Below are 20,777 nucleotides of genomic sequence, written 5' to 3' on the forward strand. Positions count from 1 at the left end.
ATGCCCAGACCGGAAAGGACAAATCCGGCGGCTGAGCGATTTGACTATGACGTGCAAAGGTTAACATCGTATGCTCGGCAAATGAGTTTGTGATTAAAGGAAGACTTGCGTGACATCAGACATCTTTATTGGCGGCGGCGGGCCGGATTATGGCGTGAAACAGCACCTGAGTTTGGGTTACGCAAACCGCCATGGGCTGGTCGCCGGGGCCACCGGAACCGGCAAGACCGTGACCCTGCAAATCCTTGCGGAAGGATTTTCCAAGGCAGGCGTGCCGGTGTTTTTGTCCGATGTGAAGGGCGATCTGTCGGGCCTTGCCAAGGCGGGCACCGAGACACACAAGCTGCATGGGCCTTTTACCGAACGTGCCACGCAGATCGGGTTCACCGATTACATCTACGAGGCCTTTCCGGTCACTTTTTGGGACCTTCTTGGGGAACAGGGTCATCCCGTGCGCACCACCGTTTCCGAAATGGGCCCGCTGTTGTTGGCACGACTGTTGGAACTGACTGAAGCGCAGGAAGGCATTCTCAACATCGCGTTTCGACTGGCCGACGAAGAAGGGCTGCCGCTGCTTGATCTGAAGGATCTGCAATCCCTGCTGGTCTGGATCGGGGAGAATGCCAAGGCGCTTTCCCTGCGTTATGGCAATGTCTCCTCAGCCTCCATCGGGGCCATTCAGCGGCGGTTGCTGGTTCTGGAAAACCAGGGGGGCACAGGCCTTTTTGGCGAGCCGGCGCTGGCGCTGTCCGATCTGATGCGGTGCGATGCCCAGGGGCGCGGCGAGATCAATATTCTGGCGGCGGATAAATTGATGGCCTCGCCCGGGCTCTATGCAACGTTTCTGCTGTGGCTGCTGTCGGAGCTATTCGAGGAACTGCCCGAAGTGGGAGACCCCGACAAACCCAAGCTGGTGTTTTTCTTCGATGAGGCCCATCTGCTCTTTGACGATGCCCCCAAGGCACTGGTGGACAAGGTAGAACAGGTGGCGCGACTGATCCGCTCCAAAGGCGTGGGGGTCTATTTTATCACGCAAAATCCCGCAGATGTGCCGGATGATATTCTGGGTCAGCTGGGCAATCGTATTCAGCACGCCCTGCGCGCTTTTACGGCCAAGGATCGCAAGGAGTTGCGCATGGCGGCCGAAACTTACCGCGAAAACCCGGCATTCAACACCGAAGAAGCCATTCGCGAGGTGGGTGTGGGCGAAGCGGTCACCTCCATGCTGCAACGCAAGGGCGTGCCGGGCATTGTCGAACGGACCTTGATCCGCCCGCCCTCGTCGCAACTGGGCCCCATCAGCAAGAAAGAGCGGGCGGAGGTGATGGCGGCCTCCGATATGTCCGGGAAATACGACGCACCCGTGGACCGCAGCTCGGCTTACGAAATCCTGAAAAAACGCGCGGAGGATGCTGCAGTAGAAGCGGCCAAGGCCGAAGAAGAAGCCGAAGAAGGATCACCGCAATTGCGCGAATTCAACGCCGCACGCCGCTACACGGGCGGGCGCGTGGCGCGCTCCACGTCCCGGCGTGGCAAGACGCGGCAATCCCAGAGCCTCGGCGGCGCTGTGGCCACAGCCGTCATCAAGGAGTTGCAAGGCACAACAGGACGTCGCATCGTGCGGGGCATCCTGGGCGGATTGTTCAAGGGCCGTTAAGGGTGCCCGACAGGATCAGGGTCATTTTTCAGGGATCAAGCCGCGCGGACTGAACCGCAGGACCAGCAGCAGCAGCACCCCGATGGTCAGCAGGCGCATATGTGCTGCTGAGGCGATCAGATGTGCCTTCAGGGCGCTGCCATCTGCGAGACCGGCGGTGATCCATTCCATCACCTCCAGACCAATGGATTCACCCTTGTCCCACATCAGGTAGATCAGCATGCCGCCCAAAACGGCACCAAGGTTGTTGCCGGAGCCGCCGACAATCACCATGACCCAGATCAGGAAGGTAAACCGCAGCGGTTGATAGGTGCCGGGCGTGAGTTGACCGTCGAGCGTGGTCAGCATGGCCCCTGCGATACCGCAAATCGCCGATCCCAGAACAAAGACCTGAAGATGGCGCGCCGTCACGTCCTTGCCCATGGCCTCGGCGGCCACCTCATTGTCGCGGATCGCCCGCATCATCCGGCCCCAGGGGCTATTGAGCGCCATCTGCGCCATCCACAACAGCAGCACCAGCACAAAGGCGAATAGTCCACAGTAGAGCAGTTTTACATAGATGGTGGAGGCCGTCACCGCGTCAAAGCCGAAACCGGCGGCACGCTCGACAAAGCCCGTATTGTTCTGCAAGTCTATTTCATAGGGAACCGGGCGGGGCACACCCACCACGTTTTTCACGCCGCGCGACAGCCAGTCTTCGTTCTTGAGAATGGCGATGATGATCTCTGCAATGCCCAAAGTGGCAATGGCCAGATAGTCAGAGCGCAGCCCCAATGCGGTTTTCCCGATGATCCAGGCGGCACCGGCAGCGAGCAGCCCGCCTACTGGCCAGGCAATGATCACCGGCAGGCCCAGACCGCCGAGATACCCGGTCAGTGCCGGCTCAATCGCCTCAACCGCTTCGACCGACGGGTCGAAAAGACCCCGGTAGATCATGAACCCCGCGACGAGGATCGCCAGAACCACAAGGCTGCGCAGCCACCCCTTTGCCATACGTCCGGCGACGACAATCGCGATGACAATGGTGGCCGCACCCATCAGCAAGGCGCCGATAATGCCAAAGCCACCCGCCTGCCAAGCGCCCGGTGTCGCGGGCATGCCGACCAACACCGCAGCCAGACCGCCCAGGGCAACAAACCCCATGATGCCGACGTTAAAGAGGCCCGCAAACCCCCATTGCAGGTTCACGCCAAGCGCCATGATCGCGGAAATCAGCCCCATGTTCAGCACGAAAAGTGCCGCATTCCAGCCCTGGAAATGGGCGATCACCGGGATCATCGCGAAGACGGCTGCGAAAAGGAGAGTGTTTTTCATGGCCGAGGTCATACCGCTTTCCCCGCAAAAAGGCCGGTGGGTTTGACCAGCAGGACAATCAGTAGAATGACGAAGCTCACTGCCAGTTTGTAATCTGTCGACATCAGTTGCACCAGCGTGTCAGGCGCCATGCTTTCGGGCAGCACATAGGTTGCGACCTTCTTCCAGGCATAGGTCACAGTGACTTCAGAAAAGGCGATGACGAAGCCGCCCGCAATGGCCCCCAGCGGATTACCAAGCCCGCCCACGATGGCGCTGGCAAAGATCGGCAGCAGAAGCTGGAAATAGGTGAAGGGTTTGAAGCTCTTGTCGAGCCCGTAAAGCACACCCGCAATGGTCGCCAGTCCCGCCACGATCAGCCAGGTGATCATCACCACGCGCTCGGGGTTGATACCCGACAGCAGCGCCAGATCTTCGTTGTCGGAATAGGCCCGCATGGATTTGCCGGTGCGCGTTCGATTGAGAAACCAAAAGAGCAGGGCCACCACGATCACGGCGGTCAGGATGGTAATCCCTTGGGTGGTTTTGAAGGCCAAACCCTCACGCAACCCGGTCATTTCCTTGAAGGTCCGGGCGGAGATGATGAAGCGTTCGCCGTCCAGAAACCGCTGATCATCCGGCCCGATGATGAATCGTACCAGCCCGTTCAAGATGAAAGTCACGCCAAGCGATACGATCACGAAAATAACCGGTTTGGCCTTTTGCGCTCGGTAAAACCGGTAGACGATCCGGTCTGTGGTCAGCACCAGCGCCATGCACCCCAGAATGCCGAAGGGCAGGGCGAGCAAGGCGGTTGGCAGGGGGCCCAGCGAAATGCCCCAACTTTGGAATAGCCAGGTCACCAGAACCGTGACCATCGCACCAAAGGCCATGGTGTCGCCATGGGCAAAGTTCGAAAACCTCAAGATGCCGTAGATCAGCGTCACCCCCAACGCGCCGAGCGCCAGCTGCGCGCCATAGGACATCGCCGGGATGATCACGAAGTTTGAAAGCGCCACAATGGCGTTGAGAAAATCCATCAGCCAAGCACCTTACAATTTCCTGCTAACTTCCAAATGTGGTCATTGACGGACCCTCGTACCATTTGCCGTATTTCGAAGTCAGTCTGGAGGCCCTCGTTGTCAAAAGTTAGATTAATGAGCCCACGATCATCGGTAGCACCCGCCTGATACCAATCAAAGTCGTTGAAGTAAGGACGGGCTTCTTTGAAAGTAATTCTCAATTCTTCTCCGTTCAGAATGATCTTTCGCCCATGCACCGTTGCTTCGAACACCCGACTGTCACTGCGACATATCTCTGTTGGATTTTTGTGCAGATATTCATCTATGCTATTGCATCCTAGCGCTTCCTGACAGGCGCAAAAAGTCTCAGTCTGGCAGGAATATTCAGTCGCTGATACGGGCGTCGCAAGCAGCAAACTACTCAAGAGCATATTGGGTAAAATCAACGACCTCACCCCCCCAAAAACGATTTGCGGACTTCGGGGTCGTTCAGCAGTTCCTTGCCTGTCCCCGTGTACGCATTGCGCCCCTGCACCAGCACATAGCCCTTGTCGGCGATCTCCAGCGCTTGGCGTGCGTTTTGCTCGACCATCAGGATCGGGATGCCCGTGCGCGCCACCTCGATGATCCGGTCAAAAAGCTCGTCCATCACGATGGGGCTGACCCCGGCGGTCGGCTCGTCCAGCATCAGCACTTTGGGCTGCGTCATCAGCGCCCGACCCACGGCGACCTGCTGGCGTTGCCCGCCTGACAACTCCCCCGCTGCCTGCAACCGCTTTTCCTTCAAGATCGGGAACAGGTCGTAAATCTGCGCCATGGTGCTGGAGATGTCGTCGGTGCGAATGAACGCGCCCATCTCAAGGTTTTCCTCGACGGTCATCGAGGTGAAGATGTTCGAGGTCTGCGGCACGAAGCCCATGCCCCTGGCCACGCGGTCCTGCGGCGACAGTTGGGTGATGTCCTCGCCGTCCAGTTTTACATGGCCCTCGCGCAGGTTCAGCATGCCAAAGACCGCCTTCATGCCGGTGGATTTACCCGCCCCGTTGGGTCCGACGATCACGGCGATTTCGCCGCGATCCACCGCGATGGTGCAGTCGTGCAGAATATCGGGACCGGCCCCATAGCCGCCAGTCATGTTTTCACCGATCAAAAAAGGGCCGCCCGCCGCCGGATAGGCCTTGCCGCCCGGTTGGACAGGTGTGGCCGTGCCCATACCCTTGGGATTGCCCAGAGACAGGTCCTTGTTGCCGCGGTCGCTATAGGGATCGCTGCTCATGCGCCGACTTTCTCTTTATTCTTCAAGCCGGTGCCCAGATAGGCTTCGATCACCTGCTCATTGGCCTTGATCTCGTCGAGCGTTCCCTGCGCCAGCACCTTGCCTTCGGCCATGCAGATCACCGGATCACACAGGCGGCCGATGAAATCCATGTCATGTTCGATCACCACGAAAGTATAGCCGCGTTCCTGATTGAGACGGATGATCGCGTCACCGATGGTATTGAGCAGAGTGCGGTTCACGCCCGCGCCGACCTCGTCAAGGAAGACGATCTTGGCGTCCACCATCATTGTACGGCCCAGTTCGAGCAGTTTTTTCTGACCACCGGAGATCTGACCCGCCTTGTGATCGGCCAGATGTTCCACGGTCAGGAACTCCAACACTTCGTCCGCCTTGGCGCGCAGGGCGCGTTCTTCATCCGCGATGCGTTTGCGCCCGAACCATGTGTTCCAGAGTGTTTCTCCCGACTGCGAACCGGGCACCATCATCAGGTTTTCGCGACATGTCATGGAGGCAAATTCATGGGCGATCTGGAAAGTTCGCAGCAGCCCCTTGTGAAAGAGCGTATGCGGGGGCAGACCCGTGATATCTTCGCTCGCCATGGTCACTTTTCCCGATGTGGGTTGAAGTACGCCCGCTATCACATTGAAAAGGGTTGTTTTTCCAGCGCCGTTGGGGCCAATCAAACCGGTAATGGATCCCTGTTCGATTTCCAGAGAGGCGCCATCAACAGCGTGAAAGCCGCCGAAGTGTTTGTGAAGGTCGTCCACGACGATCATGTGTTTTCCCCGTCAGCGCGTCTTTGCGGCGCTTTAGATGTTGGAACAGCCCGGAACACGAGGCTCCGGGCTGTTCAATGGTCAATCGGGCAAATTACTTGAACCCAATGGTCTCGTTTTTACCCTCTTTCACTTCGATCATGCGGTATGTGCCGGCAGATTCACCGGGGCCGATCAGTTCAACCGCTGATGCGCCGACATAGTCCACATCACCACCGCTGCGGATAATGTCGAAGGCTTTGCCCAATTCGCCGGGGTAGATTTTTTCTCCCGGTGCGTTGGCCACTTCGAGAATTTTGGAGCCGTAATCCGCAGGATCAGTGCTGTCAGCCGCTTGCATGGCCAGCATGAAGAGCGCCGCTGCATCATAGCTTTCAGGCGTGTAGGGCGACGTTGCATCAAAAGCGTCACCCGCAAGCGCCACCAGCTTTTCGATCCCTTCACCACCGGAGCCCGCGATTTGCCCGTATGAGCCGTTCAGCGCCGGACCCACGTTCTCGGGCAGGCTGTCACCGATCATGCCGCCGGGCAGACCGAATGTATCCCACGCGCCGGTGTCCAATGCCGCATTGATAATGCCCAGGCCACCCTGATCGAGATAACCCGCAACCACCAGCAAATCGCCACCGGCAGAGGCCAGCGCGCCAATTTCAGCAGAATAGTCGGCCTTGCCGTCTTCATGTGCCGCGACGATGGTCACTTCACCACCAGCCGCCTTGAAGTTGCTTTCAATCGCATCCGCGAGACCTTTGCCGTAATCGTTGTTGGTGTAGGTCAAGGCAATGGATTTCACGCCACGCTCTTGCAGGATTTCCGCCATCACCTGACCTTCACGCGCGTCAGACGGTGCGGTGCGGAAGAACAGATCATTGTCTTCTACCGTGCTGAGCCCGGGTGACGTGGCGGAGGGTGAAATCATCACCATGCCGTTCGGGATGGCCACGTTTTGCAGGATCGCGCCGGTCACGCCGGAACAGTCGCCACCGATCAGGCCGTTGATCCCTTCGGCAACCAGACGTTCGCCGTTTGATGTGCTCAGACCGTTGTCGATGCACCCGGTATCAGCGCGGATCGGCGTGACTTTGGCGGCATCCAGCAGTTTGCCGCTTTCGGTGGCTTCGGTCATCGCCAGCTCAGCGCCAGCGGCCATCGGGCCGGTCAGTGATTCAATCGGTCCCGTGAAACCGATGAGAATGCCCAGTTTTACTTCCTTTGCATGACCACCCGCCAGCGCGGAGGTCGCCACAAGTGCTGCGGCCGTGGTGGCCAAAAGCATCTTTTTCATTGTTATCTCCCATATTGGAACTTGACGTTCGGGGGGCAGATTAGGCGTCAGCTCTTCAAATGAAAAGCACTTTTGAACCGCGCCGCTGTGCTCACGGCTCTGTCACACAAAAATGAGCGTGAAATACCCGTTATCCGATCTATTTTACATTCAGGAGAGAGGTGAAACGATGCGTTTAGCGATAACATTCTTTTTTCTTATCATAACGATACGAATGATCACGCCTGCGGCAGCTGAGGTGCAGATCACGCGCATGATTTCCGGACTGGATCAACCCTGGGGGATCGCTTTGCTGCCGGATGCATCGGTGCTGATCACTGAAAAAGAGGGCCGGCTGCTGCATGTACGTGGTGGAAAGGTTCATGAGATCGGAGGTCTCCCCAAGGTCACAGACCGGGGCCAGGGGGGATTGCTGGACATCACTTTGCCGCGCGATTTCGAGACCAGTCGCGAGGTTTTCCTCACCTACTCCAAGCCTCAACGTAGCGGGTCGGGGACAGCGCTTGCCATCGCGCGCTTGCCAGAAAACGCCAGCCAGTTGGAAGACTTACGCGATATTTTTGTCATGGCCCCGGGCTCTTCGGGCGGTCGGCATTTTGGCAGCCGGGTTGTCGAGGCAAATGATGGAACGTTGTATCTGACCATTGGCGATCGCGGCGACCGTCCTGCCGCGCAGGATCGATCGGTTCACAACGGCTCCATCGTGCGGGTCAACAGAGATGGATCGGTGCCCTCGGACAATCCATTCGTCGGACAGCCCAGTGTTTTGCCGGAAATCTGGTCTTTCGGACACCGCAATCCGCAGGGGGCAGGCCTTGATGGGCAAGGTCGGCTCTGGACGTCGGAACATGGGGCAAGAGGAGGTGATGAAGTGAACTTCATCCGGAAAGGGGCCAATTTCGGATGGCCAGTCATCTCCTATGGGCGGCACTATTCGGGGGCGAAAATTGGTGAAGGGACGCGCAAGCCGGGTCTGGAGCAGCCCGCCCATTACTGGGATCCGTCAATCGCACCGTCCGGCCTGCTTGTCTATCAGGGCGCGATGTTTCCCGAGTGGCGTGGCGACATATTCGTGGGATCGCTCAAGTTCGACTACATTGCCAGACTGGAGGTCAACGGCACGCAGGCAGCAGAAATCGCGCAGATCAAGACACAGGCAACGGACCGAGTGCGCGACGTGATCGAAGCCCCTGATGGCAGCATCTGGTTTATTTCCGTCGGAAACGGCGCGGTTTATCGCATGTCCAGGGGCTAAGCGTCAGATCGACAGGCGCGCGGCATGGCTGCCGCGTTCGCGATAGGGCGTCGTGTCATAATGTGAACGGTAGCATTTCGAAAAATGGCTGGGGGACGCGAACCCGCAGGCCAGTGCCACATTGATCACGCTCATATCGGTCTGCATCAACAGGTTGCGCGCCTTTTGCAATCGCAGCTCCATATAGTAGCGCTTGGGCGAGCGATTGAGATAGCGCCGGAAGAGGCGCTCCAGCTGACGGGTGCTCATGCCCACGTTCTTGGCCAGAATAGAGGGGCTTATGGGTTCTTCGATGTTGCCTTCCATCATCTGGATGACCTTGCTGAGCTTGGGATGCCGCACACCGATGCGCGTGGGCACGCTCAGTCGCTGGGTATCCTGATCGGTGCGTATCGAGGCATAGATCAACTGATCCGCGACCATATTGGCAAGCTCTTCACCTTGTTGGTCCGCGATCAGTTTCAGCATAAGGTCGATGGAGGATGTCCCGCCCGCAGTTGTCAGCCGATTGCCATCCACGACAAATACCGATTTCGTCAGATCCACTTCGGGAAATTCCTCCGCGAAGCTGTCCTGATTTTCCCAGTGAATGGTGGCGCGCTTGCCATCGAGCAATCCGGCTTTGGCCAATGTATGTGCCGCCGTGCAAAGCCCCCCCACCAGCAACCCCTTGCGGGCTTCACGACGTATCCAGCCCAGCACCTTCTTGGTGGTCGCGGCCTGAACATCAATGCCGCCGCAAATCATCACGGTGTCATCACGGTTCAAATCGACAAGATCGCTGTCGAGCTTGAACCCGCTGCCAGCTGAACAATGCACGATATCGCCGCCTTCGCCGACGATACGCCATTCGTAGAGGGTTTTGTTCGCCATGCGATTTGCAATTCTGAGGCTTTCAACTGCAGCCGAAAAACATAGCAGCGTAAAGTTATCGAGCAGCACGAAAACGAAGCGCTTGGGCTTATCTGCGGGCGGGTCATTCCGCGTGGCTGATTGCATCTGGGACATGGCCGACTCTTGATCTTATATTTCGATGCGCGACCGGTCAGGGCATGGCGCGAATAAAGTCACTTGGTCACGGTCGGAATGCGACGTCAAGAGGACGAATTTGTGATATGGTCTCTCCCCGCAGGCTTTTGTATAGAGAGCGCTGTGATGTGAGCGCTCGCAGGACTGCGAGCCCAACCCGGAGTTGAAAAGATGAGCGAATGGACAAAATCAAGCTGGCGCGCCAAACCGCGGATCCAGATGCCGGATTATCCGGATCAGGCCGCATTGGAAGCAGTTGAGGCCCAGCTTGCCCGTTTTCCGCTTCTGGTTTTTGCCGGGGAGGCCCGGCGTCTGAAAGAGCGTCTTGGCGCTGCTGGCCGGGGGGAGGCGTTCTTGCTTCAGGGCGGTGATTGCGCCGAGAGCTTTGACCAGTTCAGTTCCGACGCGATCCGCGACACGTTCAAAGTGATGTTGCAGATGGCGATTGTGCTGACCCATGGAGCCAAGGTGCCGGTGATCAAGGTTGGTCGCATGGCGGGCCAATTCGCCAAACCACGCTCCGCGCCAACCGAGACCGTGGAAGGCGTGGAACTGCCGAGCTACCGTGGCGACATCATCAACGAGCTGGATTTCACCGCGAAAGCCCGCATCCCTGATCCTGAAAAGATGCTGCGCGCCTATACGCAGGCCGCCGCGACACTGAACCTGATCCGCGCGTTTTCGACGGGTGGTTATGCCGATGTGCATCAGGTGCATGCCTGGACGCTGGGCTTTACCGAAAGCGAAAAGGTCGAACGCTACCGCGAGATCGCCAACCGCATTTCCGACACGCTGGATTTCATGTCGGCAGCGGGCGTCACGCCGGATACTGCGCATACCTTGCAGACGGTCGAGTTCTACACCAGCCACGAATCGCTGTTGCTGGAGTACGAAGAAGCGCTGACCCGCGTGGACAGTACGACCGGCAAATGGCTGGCGGGATCGGGCCACATGATCTGGATCGGCGATCGCACACGTCAACCGGATGGCGCACATGTGGAATTCGCAAGTGGTGTTCAGAACCCGATTGGCCTGAAGGCAGGGCCGTCCATGACGTCGGACGACCTCAAGGCGCTGATGGCGAAACTGAACCCGAACAACGAGGAAGGGCGTTTGACACTGATCGCGCGCTTCGGTGCGGGTTCAGTTGGAGAACACCTGCCACGTCTGATCAAGGCTGTGGGCGAAGAGGGGGCCAAGGTGACCTGGGTTTGTGATGCGATGCATGGCAATACGATCAAGTCATCAACCGGCTACAAAACCCGCCCATTTGATTCCGTGCTGCGTGAAGTGCGCGAATTCTTTGGTGTACATGCCGCGGAAGGCACCGTGCCGGGCGGTGTGCATTTCGAGATGACCGGGCAAGACGTGACCGAATGCACCGGTGGTGTACGCGCCGTCAGCGATGAAGACCTGTCAGATCGCTATCACACAGCCTGCGACCCGCGTCTGAATGCAAGCCAGTCTCTGGAACTTGCTTTCCTCGTGGCGGATGAATTGTCAAACCGGCGCGGCACGCATCGCGATAAAGCGGCCGGTTGACCGTCAAGATTGCAGGCAAAGCCCGTCTCCGCTGAGAGATGAGCTTTTTCTGTTTAGGCTTGCAAAAATAAACCGCCCGCACTTTCTGTGCGGACGGCCTTCCTGATCAAAGGAAATCGTTTTAAATTTTAGTCATCGGACTTTACAAGGCGCAGGTATGGCGCGTCCTTGCGTGGTGTCTCGCTCCGGAATGGCACCGATTGTTCGTTGAACCCGGCTTGCAGTTTTTGCGCCTCAGGCGAGAGCGTTGGTTTCTTGTCCGGCTCGACCGCGGGCTGAGACCGTTTGATGACCGGCGCTTCGGTGCCGCTTACAATCGGGCGAAGCGCCGATTGCGTGACATCAAAACGTCGCGGGCTCCGTCCCATTTCCCCCACAGACACCAGGGCGCCCAAAATACGGCTGACATCCCCAAGGTCGCTCTTGAGCGGCATCAAAATCATCCGCGCGTCGAGAGGGGGAAGACCGGCACCTTTTGCGGAATGAAGCTGCAAAGAGCAGGTCGCTGGCGTTTCGAAAACCTCTTCAAGAATATCGCTTATCTGGCGACGTGATCCCGGCGTAATAAAGGACGTCAGTGGCATGCCGCGCACCTCCATCCCCATCAAATCGCTCAGGTGGCTGCCAGCAATGCGCAGCCTGGCAATACCTGGTGCAATTCTTTCGACAATAAAAGAATACTCCAGCGCCTGTTCGATACCACGTGGATCAATTTCCGCGCGATTTGGCATCAGACGGCTGCCGCGAAGCGCCTCCCAATAAGCTTCAACCTGAGCGAGAGGTGCAAATCCGGTATTAGAAATATGTTGCGTCATTGAAAGTACATTGTGCGTTTTTTGCCCACCGTTGTCCATCGTCCGCCCTCTTTCCTCGCTGGAGCGCCAAAGCGCCCTTCAAATTCATTACTAAGACACTGATCGCCGTATTTCGATCCGGTGCCAACTGGTTACTGAAACTTTAATAGCAACAATTTTCTAAAAACGGTGGCATATCTTTACATTTGGTTAATTGAACGGCGGTGAGATGTCATTCTGGCGGTTCACTGCCGAGGGGTTGCCCTGCCACAGGAAAACGCCATAAGGCTGGTGTCGAAATCTGCTCCAAGGGGATGCGCAACCCATGATCCGATCCATGACTGGTTTTGCCTCAGCCACTGGCGGTATCCCGCCACATTCCTGGGCTTGGGAGCTGCGCGCTGTCAACGGCAAGGGCCTGGATCTACGACTGAGAGTTCCGGACTGGATCGATGGTTTGGAGGCAGGCTTGCGCCGCTTGTTGTCAGCGGCCGTCGCGCGCGGCAATGTCACCTTGTCATTGAGGCTATCGCGGGACGAACAAGCAGGCCTGATGCAAATCAATGACGCCCAGCTCACGACCGTTCTGGACGCCATGGCCGTCATCGAGAACCGTGCCATGGAGGCTGGCGTCTCCCTTGCCCCATCGACATCGGCGGACATCGTCGCCTTGCGCGGCGTGTTGGAGCAGAGCACCAGCGAAGATGATGCTGAACCATTGGCCCGGGCCCTGCTGGCCGAAGCTGAGGGGCTGATACAGAACTTTAATGCGATGCGCGACAGCGAGGGCGCCGCGTTGCAAGCGGTGCTGCAAAGTCAGTTGGACGAAGTGGCCCGTCTTACCAAAGAGGCTGCAACGCTTGCGGATGCGCGCGGCGCAAGCATAGCGGAGACTTTGAAACGCAATTTGTCCAGAGTGCTGGAAAACACCGAAGGTGCCGATGCAGACCGGGTGGCGCAGGAGCTTGCCCTGATCGCGGTAAAGACGGATGTCACGGAAGAAATCGACCGGCTGAGCGCCCATGTTGATGCGGCGCGAGACCTGATCGGGCAGGACGGGCCTGTCGGTCGCAAGCTGGATTTCCTGATGCAGGAGTTCAACCGTGAAGCCAACACCCTTTGCGCCAAGGCACAGAGCACCGAATTGACGCGGTGTGGTCTGGCATTGAAAGCTGTCATCGACCAGATGCGCGAACAGGTGCAAAATGTGGAGTAACTCATGATCGCGACACGCAGGGGCCTCCTGATCATTCTCAGCTCGCCCTCGGGTGCCGGCAAATCGACGCTGGCCCGCCGGTTGCGCGATTGGGATCCGGAAATCGAGTTTTCAGTCTCTGCGACCACGCGCAAGCCACGCCCGGGTGAAGAAGACGGGCGCGAATATTACTTCGTCGACGAGGCGCGTTTCAAGTCGCAGGTCGCCAATGAGGGCATGCTGGAGCACGCGCATGTTTTCGGTAATTTCTATGGCTCGCCCCGCGCGCCGGTTCAGGCCGCGATTTCCGAAGGGCGTGATGTGCTCTTTGACATTGACTGGCAGGGCGCGCAGCAAATCACCAACTCCGCGCTCGGCGCGCATACATTATCTATTTTCCTGCTGCCCCCGTCGATCAAGGAATTGCGACACCGCCTGGAAAAACGCGGTCAGGACGATGCGGCCACCATCGCGCGGCGGATGGAGAAAAGCTGGGACGAGATCAGCCATTGGGGGGCTTATGACTTTGTGTTGGTCAACGACGATCTCGATGCGACCGAAGCCCAGTTGAAAACCATCATCTCCGCAACCCGGCTACGCCGCAGCCAGATGCCGGGGCTGACGGACCATGTACGCCATCTGCAATCTGAGTTCGAGGATCTGCCATGACCATCTACGCCCTAGGCGCGCACACGCCGCAATTGCACGCAGACACATGGGTTGCCCCGGATGCCAATCTGATCGGCAAGGTGGTGCTGGAAGAAGGCGCGTCCGTGTGGTTCGGCACGACCATTCGTGCCGATCACGAGGAAATTCGCGTGGGCCGTGGATCAAATGTACAGGAAAACTGCGTCTTTCACATTGACGCAGGCTATCCGCTGACAATTGGGCAGGACTGCACCATCGGGCACAAAGTGATGCTGCACGGCTGCACAATTGGCAATAACAGCCTGATTGGCATGGGAGCCACTGTGCTGAACGGCGCAAAGATCGGAAATAACTGTCTGATTGGCGCGGGCGCGCTGATCACTGAAGGTAAGGACATTCCCGACGGCAGTCTGGTTATGGGTGTGCCGGGGCGGGTCGTTCGCGAATTGGATGCCGACGCCATTGCCGGGCTTGCGGCCTCTGCTGCGCACTACCGCGAGAACATGCGGCACTTTCGAAATGAACTGCGTTTGGTAAAGACTTAATATGAAAAATGAAAAAGGCTCTTTGGTGCGCCCGGACGCACTGCCGGAAGGCGCCAGCCGCCCGGTTGTCACCCCGCTCAGCGCCTCCGTGGTCTACGCCTCGGACACGCCCGATATGCTGGACCAGCAATATGAGGGCGCTTTGCACGGCTACACCTACGCGCGCGAAGGGCACCCAAATGCCGATGTCGTGGGCTTGCGGCTCGACCGGATGGAAAAGGCCCCGCATCCCGGCGTTGTCACCGCTTCCGGTATGGCGGCTGTTTCCGCGGTGCTGCTGGGACTGACCAAATCCGGCGATCATGTCATTGGCGGCAACCAGCTATACGGGCGCTCCCTGCGGATGATGAGTGAGGATTTGCCGCGACTGGGCATTGCCACCTCAATGGTCGATCCCGGGGACATTGCCGCGATGCGTGCCGCTCTGCGCCCTGAAACCCGCCTTATCCTGATCGAGACGGTTTCCAACCCCACCTTGCGGGTCGCTGATCTTGAAGGGCTCGTGGCGCTGGCGAAGGAAACCGGCGTGTTGCTGGTCGTGGACAATACCTTCACCACACCGCGCGCAATCAAACCTTTTGAGTGGGGTGCGGATATCGTGATCCATTCGATCACCAAACTTCTCGCCGGTCACTCGGACGTCATGTTGGGCTATGTCGCGGCACGCGACCTGACGCTCAACGACAAATTGCGGGTGTTCACGGTCACCGCGGGTATGAACCCAAGCCCCTTCGACTGCTGGCTTGCAGAGCGGGGCCTGCTGTCCTTTGATCTGCGGTTTGACCGGGCGCAATCAACGGCATCAGAACTGGCCGATCATCTGGCCGGTTTGCCGGGCGTCAAACGGGTGATTTATCCCGGACGCAAGGATCACCCCGACCACGCGCGTGCTGATGCCCTGCTGGCCGGTCAATTCTGCAACATGGTGAGTTTTGAGCTTGATGGCGACAGATCAACGGCCAATGCCTTTACCCGTGCGGCTGACGGCCTGAGCTTCGCGCCCACATTGGGGGACGTGGGCACCACCATCTCTCATCCGGCCTCCTCATCGCACCGCGCGCTGACAGCGGAAAAACGCGCCGAACTGGGCATGTCGGAAGGATTTTTCCGCGTCTCTGTCGGGCTGGAGGCGCCCGACGTGCTCTGCCGCGTCTTCGAAGAGGCCATCGCCGCCGCTTTGGGAGCCTGACAGGAGATCGACCGGGCATGAACCGCATTCTCGAAGATCTCCTGATGGCGATGCCGCTGCCCGCGCTGGTCATCGATGAAGCGGAACGGATTGCGGCGGCCAACTCGGAAGCCTGCACCCTGATCGGGCAGGGTATTGTCGGGCGCAACTATGTGACCATGCTCCGACAGCCCGCGCTGCTCGACACGATAGAGGCCGTTCTGCGTGATAACCGTCCTCGTGTCTCCCAATACTTGGCAAATGATGGCGTTCAGGACACAACCTTCAAAGTGACGCTGCGGGTGATGCCGGAACTGCGCGCGATGATGCTTTGCTTCATTGATGTGACCCATCTGGAACAGGCCGGTCAAATGCGCCGCGATTTTGTCGCCAATGTCAGTCATGAGCTGCGCACGCCGCTGACTGCGTTGATGGGGTTTATCGAGACCCTGCGCGGCCCCGCGCGTGATGATCCTGAAGCTCGCGACCGGTTCCTGAGCATCATGGAAGACGAAGCCGGGCGTATGAACCGTCTTGTGGGCGATCTGCTTTCGCTCAGCCGGGTTGAGGGTGACGAACGCGTACGCCCCCGTGATCAGGTCAACCTGACCGATATTATTTCCTCGGTCCTGCGCACGTTGAAACCCTTGGCGGATGAAGCGGAGGTTTCGCTGGAAGCCGATTTGGGGGAGCCCGCAATTGAATTGACCGGCGATGCGGATCAACTCATGCAGGTTTTCACCAACCTGATCGAAAATGCGATCAAATACGGCGCATCCGGCAAGCGCATTATTGTCCGTCTGTCTCAAGCTGACCGGGATTCGGCGCTGCGCGCGCCCGGGGTGCGTATTCAGGTCATTGATTTTGGCCCCGGTATTGATGCCATTCACCTGCCACGGTTGACCGAGCGTTTCTACCGCGCGGACAGCCATCGCAGCCGGGCGTTGGGTGGCACCGGGTTGGGTCTGGCCATCGTCAAACACATTATAAACCGTCACCGAGGGCGCCTGCGTGTGGAAAGCACATTGGGGCAGGGGGCTCAATTCACGGTCGTACTGCCTTTGCCAGGTGGCCCATCACCGGTGAACAACATCGACTGAAATCCGAATCTGCAAAGAAATCGGGATATTTGACTTGCGCAGAGTTGGCGAAATTATCCAAATTTTTCTTAGTGTTATGGGATTTTCTCAAAAACCCAACCTGCTGTCATAAAAGCGTTACGAAACTGTCACAAAACCATTGTGCGCGCGCCGTACCACTCGGCTCAAGATCGCCACGGGGGTGATCAGATTCGAAATGAAAATGACAGGAGATATCATGTCGTTCGTAAAACTCACCACATCCGCGTTGGCCATCGCGGCCCTTTCCGCAACCGCTGCTGCCGCGCGGGATCAGGTGCAGGTTGCCGGCTCGTCCACCGTGCTGCCCTACGCCTCTATTGTTGCTGAAGCCTTTGGTGAAAATTTTGACTTCCCGACGCCGGTTGTTGAATCTGGTGGGTCTTCTGCCGGCCTCAAACGGTTCTGCGAAGGTGTTGGCGAAAACACGATCGACGTCGCCAACGCATCGCGTAAAATCAAGGAAAGTGAAGTTGCCGTCTGCGCCGAAAACGGTGTGACAGAGATCATCGAAGTGCGCATTGGCTATGACGGCATCGTTTTTGCCTCCGATATTGCGGGCAATACCTTCGAATTTACGCCAACGGACTGGTTCCTCGCGTTGTCCGATACCGTGCTCGTAGATGGCGAAATGGTTGCGAACCCGCACACGACCTGGGATCAGGTGAACGCAGCCTTCCCGAACCAGCCCATCCAGGCGTTCGTGCCGGGAACCAAACACGGGACGCGTGAAGTTTTCGAAGACAAGGTGATCCTCGCGGGTTGCGAAGCGACCGGTGCCTTTGACGTGCTCAAGGCGGCCAATGGCGATGACAAGAAAGCCGCCGAAAAAGCCTGCATTGCGCTGCGTACAGATGGCAAATCGGTTGATATCGACGGTGACTACACAGAGACGCTTGCGCGGATTGAAAGCAACAAGGACGGCATCGGCGTCTTTGGTCTGGCGTTTTACGAAAACAACACCGACAAGCTGCAGGTGGCAACAATGGGTGGCGTGGTGCCATCCACTGAGAGCATCGCAACCGGCGATTATCCGGTCTCGCGTCCGCTGTTTTTCTACATCAAGAAAGCCCATATCGGTGTCATCCCGGGCCTGAAGGATTACGCTGAATTTTTCGTCGCGGACGAGATCGCGGGGCCAGACGGTCCGCTGTCAGAATACGGCCTTGTTGCGGATCCCAAGCTGGAAGAGACGCAATCCGCTGTGGCCGACGAAGCCGTCCTGGGCGGTAACTCCTAAGACGTAAGACAATCTCCGGGGATGGCGCGCGCTGTCTCCGGGGTTCTGCTGAAGACTGATCACTTGGGGTGGGCCAGATGGCGCTAGGTTTGACCGGATATGTTGTGTTTGCCGTGCTGCTGCTGACGGTCGGGGCGTTCTTCATGGCCCGTGGCAAAGCAAGATCATCGGTTGGCGGGGATGTCAGGGTGCTGCACTCGCTGCCGAGCTATTACGGCTACAATGCGGCGATGTTTACCGCGGTGCCGGCTCTGGGTGTCATGCTGATCTGGATGCTGGCGCAACCCATGATGATCGAAAATGCCGTCTTCAAGCTTATTCCTGACCGGATCATCGAAGAGGGCTCATCCCGCGGGCTGGTCATGAGTGACGTGCGCCGGGTGGCTGAAGGCCTCGATGTGGCCGTCGCTCAAGGTGCATTGACCTCGGATGAGGCCGCGTCCATTCGCTCCGACTCTACCGACATTCGCAGCTTGCTGGGCGAAGTCGGCGTCGCGTTGGGGTCAACCGTTGACTCAGAAGTTCTTTTTGCCGCGCAAGAATACAGAAACCAATCGGCAGGCGGGCTTTTCTGGATGTCCGTTATCGTCATGGGTCTTGCCATTGTCGGTGCCGCCATTTCCATATCCGTTACCCGGGCAGAGTTCAGAGCGCGCAACGTGGTTGAGCGCGGTGCCTTGGTGCTGCTCATTCTTGCGGCCTCCCTCGCCATCCTGACAACGGTCGGTATCGTTCTGTCGATGCTTTTTGAGAGCATAAACTTCTTTCGACTGCATTCCTGGAGCGACTTCTTTTTTGGCAGCAGCTGGGCACCGAACTTCCGGGGGGATAGCGATCTGTCGATCCTGCCGCTGCTCTGGGGCACGCTCTACATTTCGCTGATCGCTTTGATGGTTGCCGTCCCCATCGGTCTTTTTGCGGCGATCTACCTGTCGGAATATGCCAGCCCCAAGGTGCGCGCGGCGGCCAAACCGCTGCTGGAAATCCTCGCAGGCATCCCGACCATCGTCTACGGTCTCTTTGCGCTCCTGACGGTTGGGCCCGCCCTGGTTCGCATTTTCGGACGCGGAGATGACGGTCTTTTGGGTGTTGAATGGATGAGCGGGGCGACGGCGGTTCTGACCGCAGGTTTGGTCATGGGGATCATGTTGATCCCCTTTGTCTCATCCCTGAGTGATGACATCATCAACGCCGTCCCTCAGTCCCTCCGGGATGGCTCCTTTGGTCTTGGCGCTACACACTCCGAAACGATCCGTCAGGTTGTGCTGCCCGCCGCCCTACCGGGGATTGTCGGGGCGGTGCTGCTGGCTGCCAGCCGTGCGATCGGCGAGACAATGATCGTTGTTCTGGGTGCCGGGGCTATTGCAAAATTTTCACTCAACCCGCTTGAAGCCATGACCACGATCACAACCCGGATCGTCAGCCAATTGACTGGGGATACCGATTTTGCGAGCCCCGAAACCCTTGTCGCCTTCGCTCTTGGCCTCACGCTTTTCGTGCTGACGCTGGGCCTGAATGTGCTGGCCCTCTACATCGTGCGTAAATACCGGGAGCAATACGAATGACCGATGCAACAACGCCATCCGCCCTCGGCATAACACCCGTGCCAGGCAAGGGATCTCTGCTGGTGCAGGATGCCCGGACCCGCAAGCGCAATGCCGCAGAGACGCGGTTCAAGGCCTATGGCATCGCCGCGATCACAATTGGTATGCTGATGCTGCTGATCCTGGTCTTTAACATCCTCACGCGCGGCGTCGGGGCGTTTCAACAGACCTTCGTGACCCTTGAAGTCCAGTTGCTTGAAGAAAAGCTCGACAAAAAAGGCAACCGCAATATCGAAGATCTCAAGAAGGTCTCGACCTTTGGCTATGCGCCATTGTTGCGCGGAGCCTTTGAAACCGAGATCGCCCGCATGGGCATCGAAACCGACCTGAAACCCAAGGCCATGGCGGGCCTCCTGTCGGCGGGTGCCCCGGCGCAACTGCGAAACCTGGTGCTTTCTGATCCAGATGTGATCGGGACCGTCCAGCAGTTTGAATTTCTCGCCTCCAGTCGCGTGGACGGCTACCTCAAGGGCCGTGTCAGCCGCGACAGCATCGCCAACGACAAGAATATCAGTGCTGAGCAGCTTGATCTTGTTGATCATCTGGTCGCAGCTGGCGCCATCAAGAAGCGGTTCAATCTCGATTTCATCACCGGCGCGGACAGTTCTGACGCGCGGCCCGAAGCGGCGGGCATGGGCGTGTCCATGCTGGGCTCTTTCTTCATGATGCTGGTTGTTTTGGTGCTGGCCTTGCCCATCGGTGTCGCGGCATCTATCTACCTGGAAGAATTTGCGCCCAAGAACTGGCTGACCGACATCATCGAAGTCAATATCTCCAACCTCGCGGCGGTACCTTCCATCGTTTTCGGTATTCTCGGGCTCGCGGTCTTCATCAATTACATGCATCTGCCCACATCGGCCCCGCTCGTGGGCGGGCTGGTGCTGACCCTGATGACACTGCCGACCATCATCATTTCCACGCGGGCCTCGCTGAAAGCGGTGCCACCGTCAATTCGTGACGCGGCACTTGGGGTAGGGGCCTCGAAAATGCAATCGGTGTTCCACCATGTACTGCCCTTGGCGGCGCCGGGAATTCTGACGGGCACGATCATCGGTCTGGCGCAGGCATTGGGTGAAACAGCACCCCTGTTGTTGATCGGCATGGTTGGTTTCATCGCCTCCAATCCGCCCGACAGCATCGCAAGTGGTCTGCTGGACCCAAACTCGGCCATGCCCGCCCAAATTTATGAATGGGCCAAACGCGCCGATCCGGCCTTTTATGAACGCGCCTGGGGCGGCATTATCATCCTGTTGCTGTTCCTGATCACTATGAACACCATTGCCGTGATCCTGCGCCGCCGCTTTGAGCGTCGTTGGTAGGGAGATGC

At 58.1% G+C, this 20,777-nt stretch carries 19 protein-coding genes; 11 read left to right on the forward strand and 8 right to left on the reverse strand.

Going from position 1 to position 20,777, the window contains the following annotated elements:
• Nucleotides 1-109: 109 nt before the first annotated feature.
• Nucleotides 110-1,657, forward strand: a complete 1,548-nt coding sequence (locus ACOTTU_RS05485; RefSeq protein ID WP_425656370.1) for a helicase HerA-like domain-containing protein — start codon at nt 110-112, stop codon at nt 1,655-1,657.
• Nucleotides 1,658-1,678: 21 nt separating this feature from the next.
• On the opposite strand, the gene ACOTTU_RS05490 is transcribed toward ACOTTU_RS05485, so the two are convergent.
• The 6 genes from ACOTTU_RS05490 to ACOTTU_RS05515 form a co-directional block, all read right to left on the reverse strand.
• The gene (locus ACOTTU_RS05490; RefSeq protein ID WP_425656372.1) at nt 1,679-2,983 is read right to left on the reverse strand and encodes an ABC transporter permease subunit; all 1,305 of its coding nucleotides are present in this window, start codon (nt 2,981-2,983) and stop codon (nt 1,679-1,681) included.
• A complete protein-coding gene (locus tag ACOTTU_RS05495; protein ID WP_425656374.1) occupies nt 2,980-3,990 on the reverse strand; it encodes a branched-chain amino acid ABC transporter permease in 1,011 nt (336 codons plus the stop codon). The genes ACOTTU_RS05490 and ACOTTU_RS05495 overlap by 4 nt, the downstream gene beginning before the upstream one ends.
• Nucleotides 3,990-4,397, reverse strand: coding sequence for a hypothetical protein (locus tag ACOTTU_RS05500; RefSeq protein ID WP_425656376.1), 408 nt, complete (start codon nt 4,395-4,397; stop codon nt 3,990-3,992). Before ACOTTU_RS05500 ends, ACOTTU_RS05495 begins: the two co-directional genes overlap by 1 nt.
• A 26-nt stretch (nt 4,398-4,423) precedes the next feature.
• Nucleotides 4,424-5,248 (reverse strand): ABC transporter ATP-binding protein, encoded by an 825-nt coding sequence (locus tag ACOTTU_RS05505; protein WP_425656378.1) that lies wholly within the window; start codon nt 5,246-5,248, stop codon nt 4,424-4,426.
• Nucleotides 5,245-6,027 (reverse strand): ABC transporter ATP-binding protein, encoded by a 783-nt coding sequence (locus ACOTTU_RS05510; protein ID WP_425656380.1) that lies wholly within the window; start codon nt 6,025-6,027, stop codon nt 5,245-5,247. Before ACOTTU_RS05510 ends, ACOTTU_RS05505 begins: the two co-directional genes overlap by 4 nt.
• Nucleotides 6,028-6,121: 94 nt before the next feature.
• Entirely contained in the window at nt 6,122-7,312 is a 1,191-nt protein-coding gene (locus tag ACOTTU_RS05515; protein ID WP_298918381.1) for an ABC transporter substrate-binding protein, read from the reverse strand.
• Between the two features lie 214 nt (nt 7,313-7,526).
• Here ACOTTU_RS05515 and ACOTTU_RS05520 point away from each other — a divergent pair, with 214 nt between their 5' ends.
• Nucleotides 7,527-8,567 (forward strand): PQQ-dependent sugar dehydrogenase, encoded by a 1,041-nt coding sequence (locus ACOTTU_RS05520; RefSeq protein WP_425656383.1) that lies wholly within the window; start codon nt 7,527-7,529, stop codon nt 8,565-8,567.
• A gap of 3 nt (nt 8,568-8,570) precedes the next feature.
• On the opposite strand, the gene ACOTTU_RS05525 is transcribed toward ACOTTU_RS05520, so the two are convergent.
• Complete coding sequence (locus ACOTTU_RS05525) at nt 8,571-9,575, reverse strand: GlxA family transcriptional regulator (protein WP_298918386.1); 1,005 nt, start codon at nt 9,573-9,575, stop codon at nt 8,571-8,573.
• Between the two features lie 192 nt (nt 9,576-9,767).
• On the opposite strand from ACOTTU_RS05525, the gene ACOTTU_RS05530 reads away from it, so the two are divergent.
• A complete protein-coding gene (locus ACOTTU_RS05530) occupies nt 9,768-11,138 on the forward strand; it encodes a class II 3-deoxy-7-phosphoheptulonate synthase (protein ID WP_425656385.1) in 1,371 nt (456 codons plus the stop codon).
• A gap of 128 nt (nt 11,139-11,266) precedes the next feature.
• On the opposite strand, the gene ACOTTU_RS05535 is transcribed toward ACOTTU_RS05530, so the two are convergent.
• Nucleotides 11,267-11,953, reverse strand: a complete 687-nt coding sequence (locus tag ACOTTU_RS05535) for a PAS domain-containing protein (protein WP_425656387.1) — start codon at nt 11,951-11,953, stop codon at nt 11,267-11,269.
• 304 nt (nt 11,954-12,257) lie between these two features.
• On the opposite strand from ACOTTU_RS05535, the gene ACOTTU_RS05540 reads away from it, so the two are divergent.
• The 8 genes from ACOTTU_RS05540 (at nt 12,258) to pstA (ending at nt 20,769) form a co-directional block, all read left to right on the forward strand.
• A complete protein-coding gene (locus ACOTTU_RS05540; RefSeq protein ID WP_425656389.1) occupies nt 12,258-13,148 on the forward strand; it encodes a YicC/YloC family endoribonuclease in 891 nt (296 codons plus the stop codon).
• Between the two features lie 3 nt (nt 13,149-13,151).
• Nucleotides 13,152-13,796 (forward strand): guanylate kinase, encoded by a 645-nt coding sequence (gene gmk, locus ACOTTU_RS05545; protein WP_425656391.1) that lies wholly within the window; start codon nt 13,152-13,154, stop codon nt 13,794-13,796.
• Nucleotides 13,793-14,320, forward strand: a complete 528-nt coding sequence (locus tag ACOTTU_RS05550) for a gamma carbonic anhydrase family protein (protein WP_298918398.1) — start codon at nt 13,793-13,795, stop codon at nt 14,318-14,320. The genes gmk and ACOTTU_RS05550 overlap by 4 nt, the downstream gene beginning before the upstream one ends.
• Before the next feature lies 1 nt (nt 14,321).
• Nucleotides 14,322-15,509 carry a trans-sulfuration enzyme family protein gene (locus ACOTTU_RS05555; RefSeq protein WP_425656394.1) on the forward strand — a complete coding sequence of 396 codons (1,188 nt, stop codon included), beginning with the start codon at nt 14,322-14,324 and terminating at the stop codon, nt 15,507-15,509.
• A 17-nt stretch (nt 15,510-15,526) separates the two neighbouring features.
• On the forward strand, nt 15,527-16,588 hold the full coding sequence (locus ACOTTU_RS05560) for an ATP-binding protein (protein ID WP_425656395.1): 1,062 nt from the start codon (nt 15,527-15,529) through the stop codon (nt 16,586-16,588).
• Between the two features lie 217 nt (nt 16,589-16,805).
• On the forward strand, nt 16,806-17,846 hold the full coding sequence (locus ACOTTU_RS05565; RefSeq protein WP_425656397.1) for a substrate-binding domain-containing protein: 1,041 nt from the start codon (nt 16,806-16,808) through the stop codon (nt 17,844-17,846).
• A 77-nt stretch (nt 17,847-17,923) separates the two neighbouring features.
• The gene (gene pstC, locus ACOTTU_RS05570) at nt 17,924-19,411 is read left to right on the forward strand and encodes a phosphate ABC transporter permease subunit PstC (RefSeq protein ID WP_425656399.1); all 1,488 of its coding nucleotides are present in this window, start codon (nt 17,924-17,926) and stop codon (nt 19,409-19,411) included.
• Nucleotides 19,408-20,769, forward strand: coding sequence for a phosphate ABC transporter permease PstA (gene pstA / locus ACOTTU_RS05575; RefSeq protein ID WP_425656400.1), 1,362 nt, complete (start codon nt 19,408-19,410; stop codon nt 20,767-20,769). Before pstC ends, pstA begins: the two co-directional genes overlap by 4 nt.
• Nucleotides 20,770-20,777 lie beyond the last annotated feature (8 nt).

This window comes from Roseobacter sp. EG26 (genome assembly GCF_049830555.1).
Taxonomy (GTDB): Bacteria; Pseudomonadota; Alphaproteobacteria; order Rhodobacterales; family Rhodobacteraceae; genus Roseobacter.